This is a genomic window from Amycolatopsis sp. NPDC006131 (assembly GCF_040614175.1).
Lineage (GTDB): Bacteria > Actinomycetota > Actinomycetes > Mycobacteriales > Pseudonocardiaceae > Amycolatopsis_E > Amycolatopsis_E tucumanensis.
The window spans coordinates 24,633-40,205 of record NZ_JBEXTX010000076.1 but is presented as its reverse complement, the minus strand read 5'-3'; the positions used below and the strand labels follow the sequence as shown (position 1 = coordinate 40,205).

Here is a 15,573-nt window from a genome sequence, read left to right as displayed (position 1 = left end):
AGTCAGCCGGCGGGGTGGCAGCGTTTGAAGCCGATCAGCGTGCGGTAGCGCTCGCGGGCCGCGAACTGCGTCAGCGTCCACACCGCCGGCGTGCCGATCTCCGCGCAGAGGTGCAGGACGCGGTCGTCGTCCGTCCAGACGCCCAGGTGTGCGCCGAACGGGTCCGCGGTCCGGTTGAACAGCGCCAGGTCCAGCGGCGCCGGCTCGGTCACCGGGCTGGTCGAGGCCGTGTCGTGCCACAGTTCCCGTGACCGCAGGTCCGGCGCGGCGAGCCCGAAGTGGCGGAGCACCGCGTAGGCGTAGACCTGGCAGTTCGCACCAGCCGCCGGGTCGCCGGGCGCGCCGGGGATCCGGGAGCCGTCGTAGGGGATCGTCGTCAGCCACTCGGGCAGCCGGGTGAGCAGGGAGTTCACGAGATCATTCTGCTGGTCCGTGCCAACCCGCCGCGACTGTGCCAAGCTCCCAACTGCACGGGTCAGCGAGGACTTGGAGGGCGCAGATGGAGCGGGTCGGCACCGGCGAGCACGTCGTTCTCGTGCTGCACGGCTGGTTCGGGTCGTCGAAGGCGTGGGAGGAGCTCACCCCGCACCTCGACGCCGAGCGGTTCAGCTACTACTTCCCCGACTACCGCGGCTACGGCACGCGCAAGGACGAGGCGGGCACGCACACCATCGCGGAGGCGGCCGGGGACGTGCTGCTGCTCGCCGACGAACTGGGCATCGACCGGTTCTCCCTGGTCGGGCACTCGATGGGCGGCAGCGTCATGCAGTACATCCTCGCCGAGGCGCCCGAGCGCGTCCGGTCGCTGTTCGGGATCTCCCCGGTGCCCGCGAGCGGGGTGCCGATGGACGCCGACACCTGGGGCCTGTTCAGCAGCGCGGCCGAGGACCCGTCGAGCCGCCGCGCGATCATCGACTTCACCACCGGCGGCCGCCACCCCGACTCGTGGCTCGACGGCATGGTCCTGCACTCGCTGGAGAACTCCGACAAGGCCGCGTTCGGCGCCTACCTGGAGGCGTGGGCGAAGACCGACTTCTCGGAGCGGATCGCGGGCAACGAGGTGCCGATCAAGGTGGTCGTCGGCGAGCACGACCCGGCGCTGAGCGAAGAGGTCATGCTGGCGACGTTCGGGCAGTGGTACCCGAAGCTGGAGCTGGAGGTGCTGCCCGACGCCGGGCACTACGCGGCCGACGAGGTGCCGGTGACCGTGGCCAACATGATCGAAGTGTTCCTGGACGAGCACTGATGTCCGATGTGGACGTCTTCGACCCGAGGGTGTTCGCCCGCGGCGTGCCGCACGACGAGCTGCGCCGCCTGCGCGACACCGAACCGGTCGCATGGCAAGAGGAACACGAGGTGCTGGACTGGCCGTCCGGGCCCGGCTACTGGGCGGTGACGCGGTACGCCGACGTGAAGCACGTGCTGCGCACGCCGGAGGTGTTCTCGTCCTGGCTCGGGGCGACGCAGATCCGCGACCCCGAGCCGGACGACCTCACGTTCATCCGGCGCATGATCCTCAACATGGACCCGCCGGAGCACAACCGGTTGCGGCGCATCGTGGCCGCGGTGTTCACGCGGCGGCGGCTGGAACGCTCGGCGGAGCAGATCGCCGAGCGGGCCCGCGCATTGATCGGGGCGGTGGTGCCGCGCGGCCGGTGCGATCTGCCGGTCGAGGTGACCGACGACTTCCCGCTGCTGAACCTGGCCGACCTGATCGGGGTGCCGCCGCGGGACCGCGGGTTGCTGCTGAAGTGGACCAACCGTGTCATCGGCTACCAGGACCCGGAGCACGCCGAGGTCGTGCGCGGCCCGGACGGCAAACCGCTCAACCCGCGCTCGCCCGCGCTGCTGGCCGACATGTTCGGCTACGCGCAGGAGCTGGCCGAGGCCAAGCGGCGGGACCCGGCGGACGACCTGATGACGGCGTTGGTCCAGGCCACTGTGGACGGCCGGTCGCTGGACGACGCCGAGTTGCGGATGTTCTTCTTCCTCATGGTGATCGCCGGGAACGACACGGTGCGCAGCGCGTTGCCCGGCGGGGTGCTGGCGCTGGTGCAGAACCCGGGCGAGTACCGGCGGTTGCGGGCCGATCCGTCGCTGCTGCCGTCCGCGGTGGAGGAGATGCTGCGGTGGCACCCGCCGGTGCTGACGTTCCGCCGCACCGCCGCTGTCGACACGGAGCTGGGCGGGCAGCGGATCGCCGCGGGGGACAAGGTCGTCGTGTACTTCGCGTCGGCGCACTACGACGAACGGCAGTTCCCGGATCCCTATCGGTTCGACGTGGCGCGGACACCCAACGACCACCTGGCGTTCGGCCAGGGGCCGCACCTGTGCCTGGGCGCGCACTTCGGGCGGTTGCAGATGCGGGTGTTCTTCCGGGAGTTCCTGACGATGCTGCCGGAGGTGCGCCTGGATGGTGAGGTGCGGCGGCTGACGTCGAACTTCATCAACGGGGTTACGCACCTGCCGCTGCGCTGGTGAACGACCGGACTTCGACTCCGGCGTTCAGCAGGGCCGCGCGTACCTGACGGCCGATCTCGACCGCCCCGGGGGTGTCCCCGTGCAGGCAGATCGACTCGGGCTCCACCTTCACCTCGGAACCGTCGATCGCCGTGATCACACCCTCGGTCGCCATCCGCACGCATCGCCGGACCACCTCGTCGGCGTCGTGGATCACCGCGCCCGGCTCGCGGCGCGAGACCAGCGTTCCGGACGGCGTGTAGGCCCGGTCGGCGAACGCCTCGCGCACCGGGCGCAGGCCGGCCTTTTCCGCCTGCCGCAACCACTCCGAACCCGGCAACCCCAGCACCGGCAGCGACGGGTCGAACATCCGCACCGCCTCGACCACCGCCGCGGCCTGCTCCGCGTGGTGCACGATCGCGTTGTACAGCGCACCGTGCGGCTTCACGTACGCCACCCGCGTGCCGGCCACGCGAGCGAACGCGTCGAGAGCGCCGATCTGGTACAGCACGTCGTTCGCCAGCTCGTCCGGCGGCACGTCCATGAACCGCCGCCCGAAACCGGCCAGATCCCGGTACGCCACCTGCGCCCCGACAGTCACGCCCCGCGCGGCCGCGGAAGCCGTCACGCGCCGCAGCACGCTCGGGTCCCCCGCGTGGAAACCACACGCCACGTTCGCGCTGGACACGATCTCCAGCAGCGCGTCGTCCTCGGTGAGGTGCCAGATCCCGAACCCCTCACCGAGATCCGCGTTCAGGTCCACCCCGGTCACTCGCCCTCCAGCTCACCTTCGGTCCGCAGGTACACCTCGCGCAACTGCCCCAGCAGCTCCGGGTCCGGCTCCGCCCACAGGCCGCGGTCGGCGGCCTCGGTGAGCCGCTCGATGATGCCGCGCAGCGCCCACGGGTTGGCCTTCGCGAGGAACTCCTGGTTCTGCTGGTCGAGGACGTACGACTGGGACAGCTTTTCGTACATCCAGTCCTGCACGACCCCGGCGGTGGCGTCGAAGCCGAACAGGTAGTCCACCGTGGCCGCGAGCTCGAACGCGCCCTTGTAGCCGTGCTTGCGCATCGCCGCGATCCAGCGCGGGTTGACCACCCTGGCGCGGAACACGCGGGCCGTCTCCTCGGACAGCGACCGCGTTCGCACCGCGTCCGGGCTCGTCGAATCGCCCACGTACGACGCGGGAGCCTTGCCGGTCAGCGCGCGCGTGAACGCGATCATGCCGCCGTGGTACTGGAAGTAGTCGTCCGAGTCGGCGATGTCGTGCTCACGCGTGTCGGTGTTCTTCGCCGCCACCTCGATGCGCCGGTACGCGCTCTCCATGTCCGGCCGCGCCTCGACGCCGTCCAGGCCCCGCCCGTAGGCGTAGCCGCCCCAGGTCGCGTACACCTCGGCCAGGTCGGCGTCGTCCCGCCAGTTGCCCGAGTCCAGCAGCGGCAGGATTCCCGCGCCGTACGCGCCCGGCTTGGAGCCGAAGATCCGCGTCGTGGCCCGGCGCTCATCACCGTGCGCGGCCAGATCGGCCTGCACGTGCGCGCGCACGAAGTTGTCCGACGCGGGCTCGTCCAGCGACGCCGCCAGCCGCACCGCGTCGTCCAGCAGGGCCACCACGTGCGGGAACGCGTCCCGGAAGAACCCGCTGATCCGCACGGTCACGTCGATGCGCGGGCGGCCGAGTTCGGCGAGCGGGATCGGCTCCAGCCCGGTCACCCGGCGGGACGCGTCGTCCCACACCGGCTGGACACCCAGCAGTGCCAGCACTTCCGCCGCGTCGTCACCGGAGGTCCGCATCGCCGACGTGCCCCACACCGACAGACCGACCGACTTCGGCCACTCGCCGGTGTCCTCGCGGTAGCGGCGCAGCAGCGACTCCGCCAGCGCCTGCCCGGTCTCCCACGCCAGGCGGCTCGGGATCGCCTTCGGGTCCACGGTGTAGAAGTTGCGGCCGGTCGGCAGCACGTTGACCAGCCCGCGCAGCGGCGAACCGCTCGGCCCGGCGGCGATGTACCCGCCGTCCAGGGCGTGCAGCACCGAGTCGATCTCGGCCGACGTCCCGGCCAGGCGCGGCACGATCTCGGTGGCCGCGAACGTCAGCACCCGCGCGACCTCCGGGTCGGAAGCCACCTCCGCGACCGCCTCCGGCGCCCAGTCCCGCTTCTCCATCGCCTCGACCAGGGCACGGGCCGACGCCTCGATGGCGTCCACTTCGGACGTCGGCGCGCCGTCGGTGAGACCCAGTACGGACCGCAGGCCGGGCACCGCGCCGGCCTGGCCGCCCCACATCTGCTGCGCCCGCAGCATCGCCAGCACCAGGTTCACCCGCGCTTCGCCGACGGGCGCGGCGCCGAGGATGTGCAGGCCGTCGCGGATCTGCGCGTCCTTCACCTCGCACAGCCAGCCGTCGATGTGCAGCAGGAAGTCGTCGAACTCGGCGTCGTGCGGCCGCTCCGCCACGCCAAGGTCGTGGTCCAGCTTGGCGGCCTGGATCAACGTCCAGATCTGCTGCCGGATCGCGGGCAGCTTCGCCGGGTCCATCGCCGCGATGTTCGCGTGCTCGTCGAGCAGCTGCTCCAGCCGGGCCAGGTCGCCGTAGCTCTCCGCCCGCGCCATCGGCGGGATCAGGTGGTCGACGATCGTGGCGTGCGCGCGCCGCTTCGCCTGCGCGCCCTCGCCAGGGTCGTTGATCAGGAACGGGTAGATCAGCGGCAGGTTGCCCAGCACCGCGTCCGGCCCGCAGGACGCGGACAGCCCGGCGTTCTTGCCCGGCAGCCACTCCAGAGACCCGTGCTTGCCCAGGTGGACCACCGCGTGCGCGCCGAACTCCTCCTCGATCCAGCGGTAGCAGGCGAGGTAGTGGTGGCTCGGCGGCAGGTCGGGGTTGTGGTAGATCGCCACCGGGTTCTCGCCGAACCCGCGTGGCGGCTGGATCATCAGCACGACGTTCCCGGCCCGCAGGGACGCCAGCACGATGTCACCGTCCGAATTGGACGAGCGGTCGACGTACAGGTCGCCGGGCGGCGGGCCCCAGTGCTCCTCGATCTCGGCGCGCAGGTCTTCGGGCAACGCGGCGAACCACTCGCGGTAGCGCGCGGCCGGCACGCGGATCGGGTTGCCGGACAGCTGCTCCTCGGTCAGCCACTCCGGGTCCTGGCCGCCCGCGGCGATCAGCGCGTGGATGAGCGCGTCGCCGTCCGGCTGGTCGGTGCCGGTCGGCTCCACACCGGGGAACGGCTCGTCGCCCAGGTCGTAGCCCTGCGCGCGCATGCGGCGCAGCAGCTCGATCGCCGAGGCCGGGGTGTCCAGGCCCACCGCGTTGCCGACCCGCGAGTGCTTCGTCGGGTACGCCGACAGCATCAGCACGATCTTGCGCTGCTCCGGCGGAGTGTGCCGCAGCCGGGCGTGCGCGAGCGCGATGCCCGCGACCCGCGCGGCGCGCTCCGGGTCCGGCACGTAGTGCGGCAGGCCGTCGTCGTCGATCTCCTTGAACGAGAACGGCACGGTGATCAGGCGGCCGTCGAACTCCGGCACCGCCATCTGGTTGCCCGCGTCCAGCGGGGACAGGCCGTCGTCGTTGTCCTCCCAGGTCGCGCGGTCGCTGGTCAGGCACAGCGCTTGCAAGGTCGGCACGTCCAGCGCGGCCAGCTCGGCGACGTCCCACGCCTCGTCGTCGCCACCGGCGCCCACCTCGGACGGCCGGGTGCCGCCCGCGGCGAGCACCGTGACCAGCAGCGCGTCGGCCTTGCGCAGCTCGGCCATCATCTCCGGCTCACGGGAGCGCAGCGACGCGCAGTAGATCGGCAGGGCCTGGCCGCCCGCGTCCTCGACCGCCTCGGCCAGCGCCTCGACGAACCGGGTGTTCCCGGACAGGTGGTGGGCGCGGTAGTACAGGATCGCGACCACGGGTCCGTCGGTGCGGCGCGGTGTGCGCTCCAGCACACCCCACGCCGGCTGCTCGGCGGGCGGCTCGAAGCCGTCGCCGGTGAGCAGCAGGGTGTCGGAGAGGAACCGGTGCAGCTGGGTGAGGTTGTCCGGCCCGCCCTGCGCGAGGTAGGCGTGCGCCTCGGTGGCGATGCCGGCAGGCACGGTGGACAACGCCATCAGCTCGGCGTCCGGCGTCTGCTCACCGCCCAGGACCACCACGTGCTTCCCGCTCGCCCGGACCGTGTCCAGGCCCTCCTGCCAGGTCCGCGCCGATCCCAGGATGCGGACCACGACGACGTCGGCGTCCGCCAGCAGGCCGGGCAGCTCGGCCAGGTCGAGCCGGGCCGGGTTGGCCAGTGTGTAGCCGGCCTCGCTGGTCCGGGCGCTGAGCAGGTCGGTGTCCGAAGTGGACAGCAGCAGGATCACGCGGGTTCCCTCCTAGGTCTCCTCAACACTGTCCGTTGAGCAGGCCCGGAGTCAAGCCGTCCGTTCCTCGCGGCCGAGGCGGGGGAAGGGTTGCGTGGAGAAGATCACCTCGACGGGCACCTCGAAGTACTCGGCGATGCGCAGCGCGAGGTACAGGCTCGGGCTGTATTCGCCGCGTTCGAGGTACCCGATCGTCTGGTAGTGCACCCCGACCGCCTCGGCCAGCTGCCGCCGCGAGATGCCGCGCTCGGCGCGCAGCATCGCGATGCGGTTGTAGATCGACTCACTCATCCCGGCATCCGCTGTAGTGCCTTCTCCCGCCGTGCGGCCACGGTCGACCCGGACTCGCGCCGCGCCATCCTACGCAGCACGATCGGCGCCAGCACCAGGCCCGCGACCGCCCACGCGCCGAGCACGCCGAGCGTCTCCCAGGTCCGCCACGACTGCCCGATCTCCACGGCCACCATGCTGTCCGGCAGGAACGCCGAGCGCATGCCGAGGCCGAGCCAGTACAGCGGGAACACCTGCGCGATGCCCTGGATCCAGGACGGCAGCTCGCCGATCGGGTAGAAGATGCCCGACGTGCCGACCAGCGCCATCACCGGCAGCATGATCACACCCATCGTGCGCGGGTTCTCGAACAGCGACCCGAACACCGCCCCGATCGGCAGCGTCGCGACCAGGCCGAGCACCAGCACCCAGGCCAGGGTCACCCAGGTCATGGCGTGGATCTCCAGGCCGTCGAACATGAACAGGCCGGGCACGATCAGCAGCGCGATGCCGACGATCGTCATGCCGGAGACCATCACGATCTTGCCGATCAGGTAGCCGCTCATGCCGTTGGGCAGCGCCTTCGCGCGCAGCAGGGTGCCGTCCTCGCGTTCGACCGTGAGCAGCTGCATCGTGTTGATCATCCCGCTGAAGCCGACGCTCGCGCCGATCAGGCTGGGCAGCGTCATCGAGCCGCGGGAGAACGTGGTGCCGGGGATGACCGAGCCCTTCATCAGGGTCATCACCACCAGGAACACCACGGTCGGGAAGAAGTAGCCCCACAGGTCCTGGACGGTGGTGAAGCTCTGCCGCAGCTCGATCAGGCCGCGCTGGAACCCGGCGCGCAGTGCGGTGGCGTTCATCGAGCTCCCCCTTCGAACTTGCGCAGCAGCGCCATGTAGGTGTCCTCCAGGCTCGCCCGCCGCACCTCCAGGTCCTCGATCTCCTCGTCGTACTGGGCGAACAGCTCGCGCACGTACTTCGTCGCGTCCGTGGTCGAGTGCACGTACCGCTGCCCGCCGCGGGTCCAGCGCACCTCGGCGTCGGTGGACATCTCGCGGCCGAGCTGCTCGGCCGACCCGTTCGCGATGATCGTGCCGCCGGCCAGGATCAGGATCCGGTCGGCGAGCTTCTCGGCCTCGTCCAGGTCGTGCGTGGTGAGCAGGATCGTGGTGTCCGACTCGTCGGCCAGCCGGTGCACCAGGTCGTGGAACTCGCGACGCGCCTCCGGGTCGAAGCCGGCGGTCGGCTCGTCCAGGAACAGCAGGTCAGGGCGGCCGACGATGCCGATCGCGACGTCCAGCCGCCGCCGCTGCCCGCCGGAGAGCCTGCCGACGCGCTTGTGCGCGTGCGGGGTGAGGCCGACCGTGCCGATCAGGTCGTCGACGTCCCACGGCTGCCGGTGGTCGACGTAGTACGAGCCGAGGTGGGCCAGCAGCTCGCGCACCCGCCACTTGCCGTGATCCCGCCACGACTGCAGCACGATGCCCAGCCGCGCGCGCCAGGCCTCGTTCCCCCTGGCCGGGTCGACGCCGAGCACCCGCACCTCGCCCGCCGAGCGCATCCGGAAGCCTTCGAGGATCTCGATGGTGGTCGTCTTGCCCGCGCCGTTCGGGCCAAGCAGCGCCACCACCTCGCCCGGCGCGGCCTGGAAGGTCACGCCCTTGAGCACGTCGTTGGCGCCGTAACGCATGCGCAGGTCGCGCACGTCGAGCGCGGGCTCGTCGCCCGGGGGCTCCGGCGGTCTTGTCGCGACCTGACTCATCGCTGTCATAGGTGTTCTCCCCAGTGCTACGCCTGTGCGATGGAATGTAGCAGACCTACTACATATGATCCAGGTAATACTTCGCGCCGATCCCGCCGTTTACAGTGAGCGCATGGCCCAACCCGGACGTGTCCGCCCCGACGCCTGTCCGGGTGTCTTCGCCACGCACGACGCCGCCGACGGCGCGCTCGCCCGGATCCGGCTACCCGGCGGGCGGGTGAGTGCCGGGCAGGCCGACGTGCTGGCCGCGTGCGCCGAGGACCTCGGCGACGGCTCGGTGCACCTGACCTCGCGTGGCAACATCCAGCTGCGCGGCCTGTCTCGCGACACCGGCGAGCTGGCCGCCCGGCTGACATCGGCCGGTCTGCTGCCCGCGCCCGCGCACGAGAGGGTGCGCAACTACCTGGCCTCGCCGCTGAGCGGGCTCACCGGCGGGCTGGTCGACGTGCGCGACGCGGTGTTCGAGCTGGACCGGGCGGTGTGCGCGCGGGCCGAGCTGGCCGCCCTGCCGGGCCGGTTCCTGTTCGCCCTCGACGACGGCCGCGGCGACGTTTCGGGCGAGGACGCGGACGTGTGCTGGCGGGCGCTGGACTCCTCGACCGGCGCGGTGTTGCTCGCCGGGCGGGACACCGGGGAACGGGTGCCGTTCGCCGGGGCGGTCGACGCGCTCGTCCGGAAGGCGTTGTGGTTCCTGGAGGTCCGGGGCAGCGCGTGGCGGGTGCGGGAGCTGGACTTGCCTTTTGGCGAGCGCCTGCCCACGTCACCGGGGGTGCCGATCGGGCCGTTCAGCCGCGACGACGGGCGCGCCGGGGTGGTCGGCGCGCCGGTGCTGGGGCAGCTCACCGCCGCGGATCTGCGGGCGCTGGGGGAGGTCGTGGTGACGCCGTGGCGGTCGGTCGTGGTGCCGCTCGGCCTGGCCGCGCCGGGGCTGGTGACCGATCCGGGCGCGCCGGGGCTGGGGATCAGCGCGTGCATCGGACGGCCGGGCTGCGCGAAGTCGCGTGCCGACGTGCGGGCGGACGCGCGGGCCATGATGCGCCGCGTCCCCGCCGGGGTGCGGATGCACTTCTCGGGTTGCGAACGGCGGTGCGGGCGACCGCACGAGCCGCACGTCGACATGCTCGCGGGCAGCGAGGGATACCAGAAGGGAACAGCGTGATCGACTACATCCGCGACGGGGCGGAGATCTACCGCCACTCGTTCGCCACGATCCGCGAGGAGGCCGACCTCGCGATCCTGCCGGAGGACCTGGAGCCGGTCGCGGTCCGCATGATCCACTCGTGCGGGATGGTCGACCTGGTCGACGACCTGGCCTACTCGCTCGACCTCGTCGAGTCGGCCCGTGGCGCGCTGCGTGCCGGGGCGCCGGTGCTGTGCGACGCGCAGATGATCGCCAGCGGCGTGACCCGCAAGCGCTTGCCCGCCGCTAACGAGATCCTGTGCACGCTGTCCGACGAGCGCGTGCCCGCGCTGGCCGAGCGGATGGGCACCACCCGGTCGGCGGCCGCGCTGGAGCTGTGGCGGGACAAGCTCGCAGGCTCGGTGGTCGCGATCGGCAACGCGCCGACCGCGTTGTTCCGGCTGCTGGAGATGATCGAGGAAGGCGTCGGGGTGCCCGCCGCGATCATCGGGGTGCCGGTCGGGTTCGTCGGCGCCGCCGAGTCCAAGGAAGAGCTGGTCAAGCGCGCGCCCGCGCCCTACCTGGTGGTGCACGGGCGGCGCGGCGGCAGCGCCATGGCCGTCTCCGCGGTCAACGCGCTCGCGAGCGAGGTCGAATGAAGACGGGCAAGCTGTGGGGTGTCGGACTCGGCCCTGGCGATCCGGAGCTGATGACGGTCAAGGCCGCGCGCCTGATCAGCGAGGCCGACGTGATCGCCTACCACTGCGCGCGGCACGGCCGCAGCATCGCGCGATCGGTCGCCGAGCCGTACCTGCGTGCGGGTCAGATCGAGGAACGGCTGATGTACCCGGTGACCACCGAGGGCACCGACCACCCGGGCGGCTACGAGGGCGCGATCGCCGAGTTCTACGAGCTGAGCGCGAAACGGCTGGCCGAGCACCTGGACGCCGGGCGCGACGTGGTGGTGCTGTGCGAGGGCGACCCGTTCTTCTTCGGCTCCTACATGTACATGCACGAGCGGCTGTGCGACCGCTACGAGGCCGAGGCGGTGCCCGGGGTGACGTCGGTGTCGGCGGCGTCGGCGGTGCTCGGCAAGCCGCTGGTGCAGCGCGACGAGGTGCTGACGATCCTGCCGGGGACGCTGCCCGCGCCGGAACTCGCGCGGCGGCTGGCGGACACGCAGGCCGCGGCGGTGATGAAGCTGGGCCGCACGTTCGGCTCGGTGCGGGAGGCGCTGGCCGAGTCCGGACGGCTGGACGAGGCCTACTACGTCGAGCGGGCCACCTGGTCCAACCAGCGGGTCGAGCCGTTCGCCGACGTGGACCCGTCGACGGTGCCGTACTTCTCGCTGGCGCTGGTGCCGAGTCCGGCCTACGCGTCGCGGAAGGAGCCGGCTGCCGCTCCGGCCGCGGTTGCCGCTGAGGGCGGCGAAGTCGTTGTCGTCGGGCTGGGGCCGGCCGGGCCGGAGTGGCTGACGCCGGAGGCTTCGTCCGCGTTGGCCGAGGCCGAGCACATCGTCGGGTACGGGCCGTATGTGGCGAAGGTGCCGCAGCGGGCCGGGCAGGTGCGGCACGCGTCCGGGAACCGGGTCGAGGCCGACCGGGCCCGGCACGCGCTGTCGCTGGCCTCCTCCGGTGCCCGGGTGGCGGTGGTGTCCTCGGGTGATCCCGGTGTGTTCGCGATGGCCTCGGCGGTGCTGGAGCAGGCGGCTTCGTTGGACGAGCCGGTGCGGGTGCGGGTGATCCCGGGCGTGACGGCTGCTTCCGCGGCGGCTGCCCGGGTCGGGGCGCCGCTGGGGCATGACTACTGCGTTTTGTCGTTGTCGGATCGGTTGAAGCCTTGGGAGGTCATCGAGCGGCGGTTGGAGGCCGCTGGGGTGGCTGATCTCGTGGTGGCTCTGTACAACCCGGCTTCGCGCACGCGGACTGAGCAGTTGGTGCGGGCTCGGGAGGTGCTGCTGCGGCATCGGCCGGAGTCCACGCCTGTCGTCGTAGCGCGGGATGTTGGTGGGGCGGAGGAGTCGGTGACGGTGACTTCGCTGGGGGAGTTCGATCCGTCGGTGGTTGATATGCGGTGTTTGGTGATTGTGGGGTCGTCGCGGACTCGCGTTGATCACGGGTTTGTTTGGACGCCGCGGTCTTACTGATTCGCTACGCGGGTATCTAGGGGCGCCGGCTTCGCTTCGCTACCGCCCCGATTTTTCATTGTTTCTACGCCCGAGCAGGGGTTGTCAAGGCTGGAAAGAGTACCTTGACAACCCCTGGTCGGGCGCAGAACTGGGCTGTGGATCGGGGTGCGGGGGTGGGGTGGGCGGTCTGTGTGTTCGGGTTTTGCTGCCGGGTGGCGGTTTGCTGGTGGTGAAAAGAGAAGCCCCCGCTGTGTGGCGGGGGCTTCTTCTTAGCGGGTTGGCGTTGATCCGTTTGGTTGCTGGGGGCCGGGGCCCGGGCTTTGCCAGCCCCACATCGTTTCGGTGCCGTGTTCCACCTGGGGTGCCACGCCGTCGGTGTACGGCTCGATCTGCAGCAGGCGTCCCCACGAGCGGCCGGACTGGTCGCCCTCCAGGTAGCTCGGCACCTCGGGCTGGTTGGCCAGCTCCTCGATCCACCCGTTCGGACCGCCGCCGATGTTGTCCGCCACGCCGGCCTCCGCGGCCAGGTCACCCGCGGTGATGCGGTACGCCGGGATCTGCGAGATGCCGTCGTGCGAGGCGACCGGGTTCATGCACGGGTACACGAACGCCGCGGGCCAGTCCATGTAGACCGGCGCGCTGCCGACCCGCTGCGTGAGCGTGGTGAAAGTCGGCACGCGCGGGGCGCTCACCGCGACCCAGCCGTCGCCCGTGATGTCGTCATCCTTGGCCACCACGCGTACCCGGTTGACGTCCGCGGGCAGATCGCCGATGTCGAGGCGCTCGTCGGCCCACTTCGTCTCGTCCGCCGACGCCCCGGTGCCGACGTTCTGCGCCAGCACGGTCGTCGACCGGACCACCTCGACACCCGCGGGCGTCTCCCGGCCGAACTCCAGCGCGACGCTCGTCGCTTTGCCCGGGGGCGCGGCGGCGGCGATCGTCACCTGCGCGCCTGCGTGCTGGTCCGGCAGCGCGTACCAGTCGGTGCGCAGCCGTCCCGTCGCGGAGCCCTCGTGGTAGCTGCTCCACATCGGCACGGTCGCGGTGGTGAAACCGTGCGGCGGCGAGTTCAGCGGGTCGTCGTCGCCGTTGCCGTCGGTGTGGAAACCCGCCGACGACTTCTCGTTGCCCTCGTCCTCAGGCCGCGGCAGCGTCGAGTTCTCCGGCGTCGCCGTCTCCGGCACCGTCACCGCCGACACCGGCTTGAGCATGCTCGACACCGGGTCCTGCTCGACCATCACATGATCGGACAGGTTGCAGCTCTTGCCGAACAGGTGGTCCACGTTCGCCGCGGCCAGGCTGTAACTGCCCGTCGACATCTGCTTCTGGATGCCCTTCGCCATGCTGGCGACCTCGAACACCACGACCGCGCCGCACACCACGACCAGCGACGTCGCGCCCAGCCGCAGCGCCCGGCCCCGCCGCTCCTGCACCGGCGGCGGCGCGCCCGGCCGCTGCATGCGCACGTTCTCCACGAACGCGAACACCGCCGCCACCGCCGCGGCCAGCAGCAGCGCCGTGGACAGGTGGTAGCCCTTGATCGACGGCGCCTTGTCCCACCACGGCACACCGAGGCTCGACACGAACCAGTACGCGTTCGGGCCCGTGGCGGCCAGCGCGGACACCACCAGCAACCCGGCGGTGAACGCCGCCCGGTTGCGCCGCGACCGCAGCACCGTCGAACTCGTCGCCAGCGCGGTCAGCGCCGCCATCGCCGCCCCCACACCGGCGAACGCGCCGAAGTGGTGCGTCCACTTGGTCGGGGTCAGGGCCAGCAGCAGGAAGAACAGCGCCACGGTGCCGATCAGGCGACGCGACGGGCCCAGCGCCGCGCCCTGGATGCGGCCGCGGCGCAGCAGCACCACCAGGCAGGTGCCGGTGCACAGGATCAGCAGCAGCACCGGGAACCGGCGGGTCAGCGCGCCGTCCGCGCTGCTCTCGAACAGCAGCTCGTACCGCGACAGCTCCTCGTACCACGACTTGTTCGGGCCGACCGAGCCACGCAGGCGGGTCGCCTCCATCACCGTCGAGAACGTCTGGTCGGCGAAGACCACGATCAGCACGATGAACCCGGCCGCCGCGATCGGCGCCAGCACCGCGGCCCAGCCCGAATCGCGGGCCCGGCTGCGCAGCAGGTGGAACAACGGCTTCGCGGCCACCAGGAACGGCGCCACCGCGATCAGCGCGGTCGGCGTCGCGGCCAGCGCGAACGCGGCGCCGATCAGGCCGAGGCACAGCGGCAGCAGGCGCCGCGTGACCAGCGAGCGCTCCACGGCGCACAGCGCGATCAGCGAGCCCAGCGCGGCCCACGGCTCCGGGCGGACACCGTTGTTGAACGGCAGCCACCACACCAGGAACACCACGGCCGCGGCCCAGCCCGCCGCCGGGCTGATCCGGACCTCCTTGCCCAGCCGCGGCAGCACCTCACGGCTGATCAGCAGCCAGCTCAGCACGCCGAGCAGGAACGACGGCAACCGGATCCACGGCGGCACCGTGGACACCGTCGCCATCAGCTCGTAGATGTGGTCGTTCCACCCGAACGGCGCCTCCGCGACGCCGAACCACCGGTGGTAGTTGGTCAGGTAGCCGACCTGGTCGGCGACTCTGGCCATGGTCAGGATGTAACCGTCGTCCGAGGTCACCGGCCCGATGAACACCCACGCGCCGAGCACGCCGAACACGGTCACGTCCCGCTTGGTGAGCTTCCACCAGCCGATGGGCGCCCACCGCGGCGCGCGCCGCGCGGTGCCCGAGTCCAGCCGGTTGACCGCGATCAGGCAGCCGATCAGCGACAGCACGCCGAACACGCCGATGCCGACCTTCAGCCCGGTGGGGGACGACTGGTAGCGGGTGTCCGGGGTGATGCCGACCGACAGGCCGGCGATCGGGTCCCGCGCCGACGAGATGTCGGTGTAGATGCCCAGCACGCGCGGCCGGACGTCGCCCGCCGAGTCGTAGACCGGGGTGCCCGCCACCGACAGCGTGGTGTGCGTCGCGGTCGAGCTGACCCGCACGTCGCACCCCGCGGCGGGCAGCGGCTGGCGCGCGACCTGCTGGCCGCGGCTGGTCGCGGTGAGCACGCCGTCCTGGACGTTGAGCTGCATGCCGGCGCCGTTGCCCGCGCGGGCGGGCGGCACGGTCGAGAACAGCAGCCCCGCGCCCGCGGTGCGCGCGTCGAGCGACTGGATCGTCGCGCACGGCACCGCGACCTGCAGGTCCTGCGCCCAGTAGCCGACGAGCGGGGCGTTCACCGGGCGGGTGTCGCTGCCGGCGGGCCACACGATCTTCGCCGTGTCCTGGACGACCGGCAGCAACGGGAAGGCGACCGCGCAGCCCGCGGCGAACAGGCCCAGTACGACGGCGAGCAGCCGCCACAAGAACGTGTGAGGTCGCTCCGGGGAGGTGCGTGCCGAACTGCCCGGCTGGTCCGGGTCGGTCACCTCATCCGGTGCGACAGTAGGTGTCCTGCTGGCCATCCAC

Annotated in this window: 12 protein-coding genes; 5 read left to right on the top strand and 7 right to left on the bottom strand. The window is 71.6% G+C overall.

What is annotated here, in order from left to right; translation table 11 throughout:
• Nucleotides 1–2: 2 nt before the first annotated feature.
• The gene (locus ABZ215_RS30450; RefSeq protein ID WP_354953487.1) at nt 3–413 is read right to left on the bottom strand and encodes a hydrolase; all 411 of its coding nucleotides are present in this window, start codon (nt 411–413) and stop codon (nt 3–5) included.
• 86 nt (nt 414–499) lie between these two features.
• Here ABZ215_RS30450 and ABZ215_RS30445 point away from each other — a divergent pair, with 86 nt between their 5' ends.
• Nucleotides 500–1,246 carry an alpha/beta hydrolase gene (locus ABZ215_RS30445; protein WP_020421906.1) on the top strand — a complete coding sequence of 249 codons (747 nt, stop codon included), beginning with the start codon at nt 500–502 and terminating at the stop codon, nt 1,244–1,246.
• Nucleotides 1,246–2,481, top strand: coding sequence for a cytochrome P450 (locus ABZ215_RS30440; protein ID WP_354953485.1), 1,236 nt, complete (start codon nt 1,246–1,248; stop codon nt 2,479–2,481). The genes ABZ215_RS30445 and ABZ215_RS30440 overlap by 1 nt, the downstream gene beginning before the upstream one ends.
• On the opposite strand, the gene ABZ215_RS30435 is transcribed toward ABZ215_RS30440, so the two are convergent.
• Genes ABZ215_RS30435 through ABZ215_RS30415 form a run of 5 tightly spaced genes read right to left on the bottom strand, consistent with a single transcriptional unit; the run spans nt 2,456 to nt 8,845 of the window.
• Entirely contained in the window at nt 2,456–3,232 is a 777-nt protein-coding gene (locus tag ABZ215_RS30435) for a 5-oxoprolinase subunit PxpA (RefSeq protein WP_354953483.1), read from the bottom strand. The two genes, ABZ215_RS30440 and ABZ215_RS30435, sit on opposite strands and share 26 nt — an antisense overlap.
• A complete protein-coding gene (gene cobN / locus ABZ215_RS30430) occupies nt 3,229–6,810 on the bottom strand; it encodes a cobaltochelatase subunit CobN (RefSeq protein ID WP_354953481.1) in 3,582 nt (1,193 codons plus the stop codon). Before cobN ends, ABZ215_RS30435 begins: the two co-directional genes overlap by 4 nt.
• Nucleotides 6,811–6,861: 51 nt before the next feature.
• Complete coding sequence (locus ABZ215_RS30425) at nt 6,862–7,101, bottom strand: helix-turn-helix transcriptional regulator (protein WP_020421902.1); 240 nt, start codon at nt 7,099–7,101, stop codon at nt 6,862–6,864.
• The gene (locus tag ABZ215_RS30420) at nt 7,098–7,943 is read right to left on the bottom strand and encodes an ABC transporter permease (RefSeq protein ID WP_354953479.1); all 846 of its coding nucleotides are present in this window, start codon (nt 7,941–7,943) and stop codon (nt 7,098–7,100) included. The genes ABZ215_RS30425 and ABZ215_RS30420 overlap by 4 nt, the downstream gene beginning before the upstream one ends.
• On the bottom strand, nt 7,940–8,845 hold the full coding sequence (locus ABZ215_RS30415; RefSeq protein ID WP_354953493.1) for an ABC transporter ATP-binding protein: 906 nt from the start codon (nt 8,843–8,845) through the stop codon (nt 7,940–7,942). The genes ABZ215_RS30420 and ABZ215_RS30415 overlap by 4 nt, the downstream gene beginning before the upstream one ends.
• Nucleotides 8,846–8,957: 112 nt before the next feature.
• Here ABZ215_RS30415 and ABZ215_RS30410 point away from each other — a divergent pair, with 112 nt between their 5' ends.
• The 3 genes from ABZ215_RS30410 to ABZ215_RS30400 are packed head-to-tail and all read left to right on the top strand — an operon-like array spanning nt 8,958 to nt 12,111.
• Complete coding sequence (locus tag ABZ215_RS30410) at nt 8,958–10,004, top strand: precorrin-3B synthase (protein ID WP_354953477.1); 1,047 nt, start codon at nt 8,958–8,960, stop codon at nt 10,002–10,004.
• Nucleotides 10,001–10,624, top strand: coding sequence for a precorrin-8X methylmutase (locus ABZ215_RS30405; protein ID WP_354953475.1), 624 nt, complete (start codon nt 10,001–10,003; stop codon nt 10,622–10,624). The genes ABZ215_RS30410 and ABZ215_RS30405 overlap by 4 nt, the downstream gene beginning before the upstream one ends.
• Complete coding sequence (locus ABZ215_RS30400; RefSeq protein ID WP_354953473.1) at nt 10,621–12,111, top strand: precorrin-2 C(20)-methyltransferase; 1,491 nt, start codon at nt 10,621–10,623, stop codon at nt 12,109–12,111. The genes ABZ215_RS30405 and ABZ215_RS30400 overlap by 4 nt, the downstream gene beginning before the upstream one ends.
• A 251-nt stretch (nt 12,112–12,362) precedes the next feature.
• Here ABZ215_RS30400 and ABZ215_RS30395 read toward each other — a convergent pair whose 3' ends face one another.
• On the bottom strand, nt 12,363–15,533 hold the full coding sequence (locus ABZ215_RS30395; RefSeq protein WP_354953471.1) for an arabinosyltransferase domain-containing protein: 3,171 nt from the start codon (nt 15,531–15,533) through the stop codon (nt 12,363–12,365).
• Nucleotides 15,534–15,573 lie beyond the last annotated feature (40 nt).

Bases quoted from the DNA above. Each gene is read 5' to 3' on its own strand.
- ABZ215_RS30410 (WP_354953477.1), top strand. From the start codon at position 8,958: ATGGCCCAACCCGGACGTGTCCGCCCCGACGCCTGTCCGGGTGTCTTC.
- ABZ215_RS30425 (WP_020421902.1), bottom strand. From the start codon at position 7,101: ATGAGTGAGTCGATCTACAACCGCATCGCGATGCTGCGCGCCGAGCGC.
- ABZ215_RS30445 (WP_020421906.1), top strand. From the start codon at position 500: ATGGAGCGGGTCGGCACCGGCGAGCACGTCGTTCTCGTGCTGCACGGC.
- ABZ215_RS30420 (WP_354953479.1), bottom strand. From the start codon at position 7,943: ATGAACGCCACCGCACTGCGCGCCGGGTTCCAGCGCGGCCTGATCGAG.
- ABZ215_RS30440 (WP_354953485.1), top strand. From the start codon at position 1,246: ATGTCCGATGTGGACGTCTTCGACCCGAGGGTGTTCGCCCGCGGCGTG.
- ABZ215_RS30415 (WP_354953493.1), bottom strand. From the start codon at position 8,845: ATGAGTCAGGTCGCGACAAGACCGCCGGAGCCCCCGGGCGACGAGCCC.
- ABZ215_RS30400 (WP_354953473.1), top strand. From the start codon at position 10,621: ATGAAGACGGGCAAGCTGTGGGGTGTCGGACTCGGCCCTGGCGATCCG.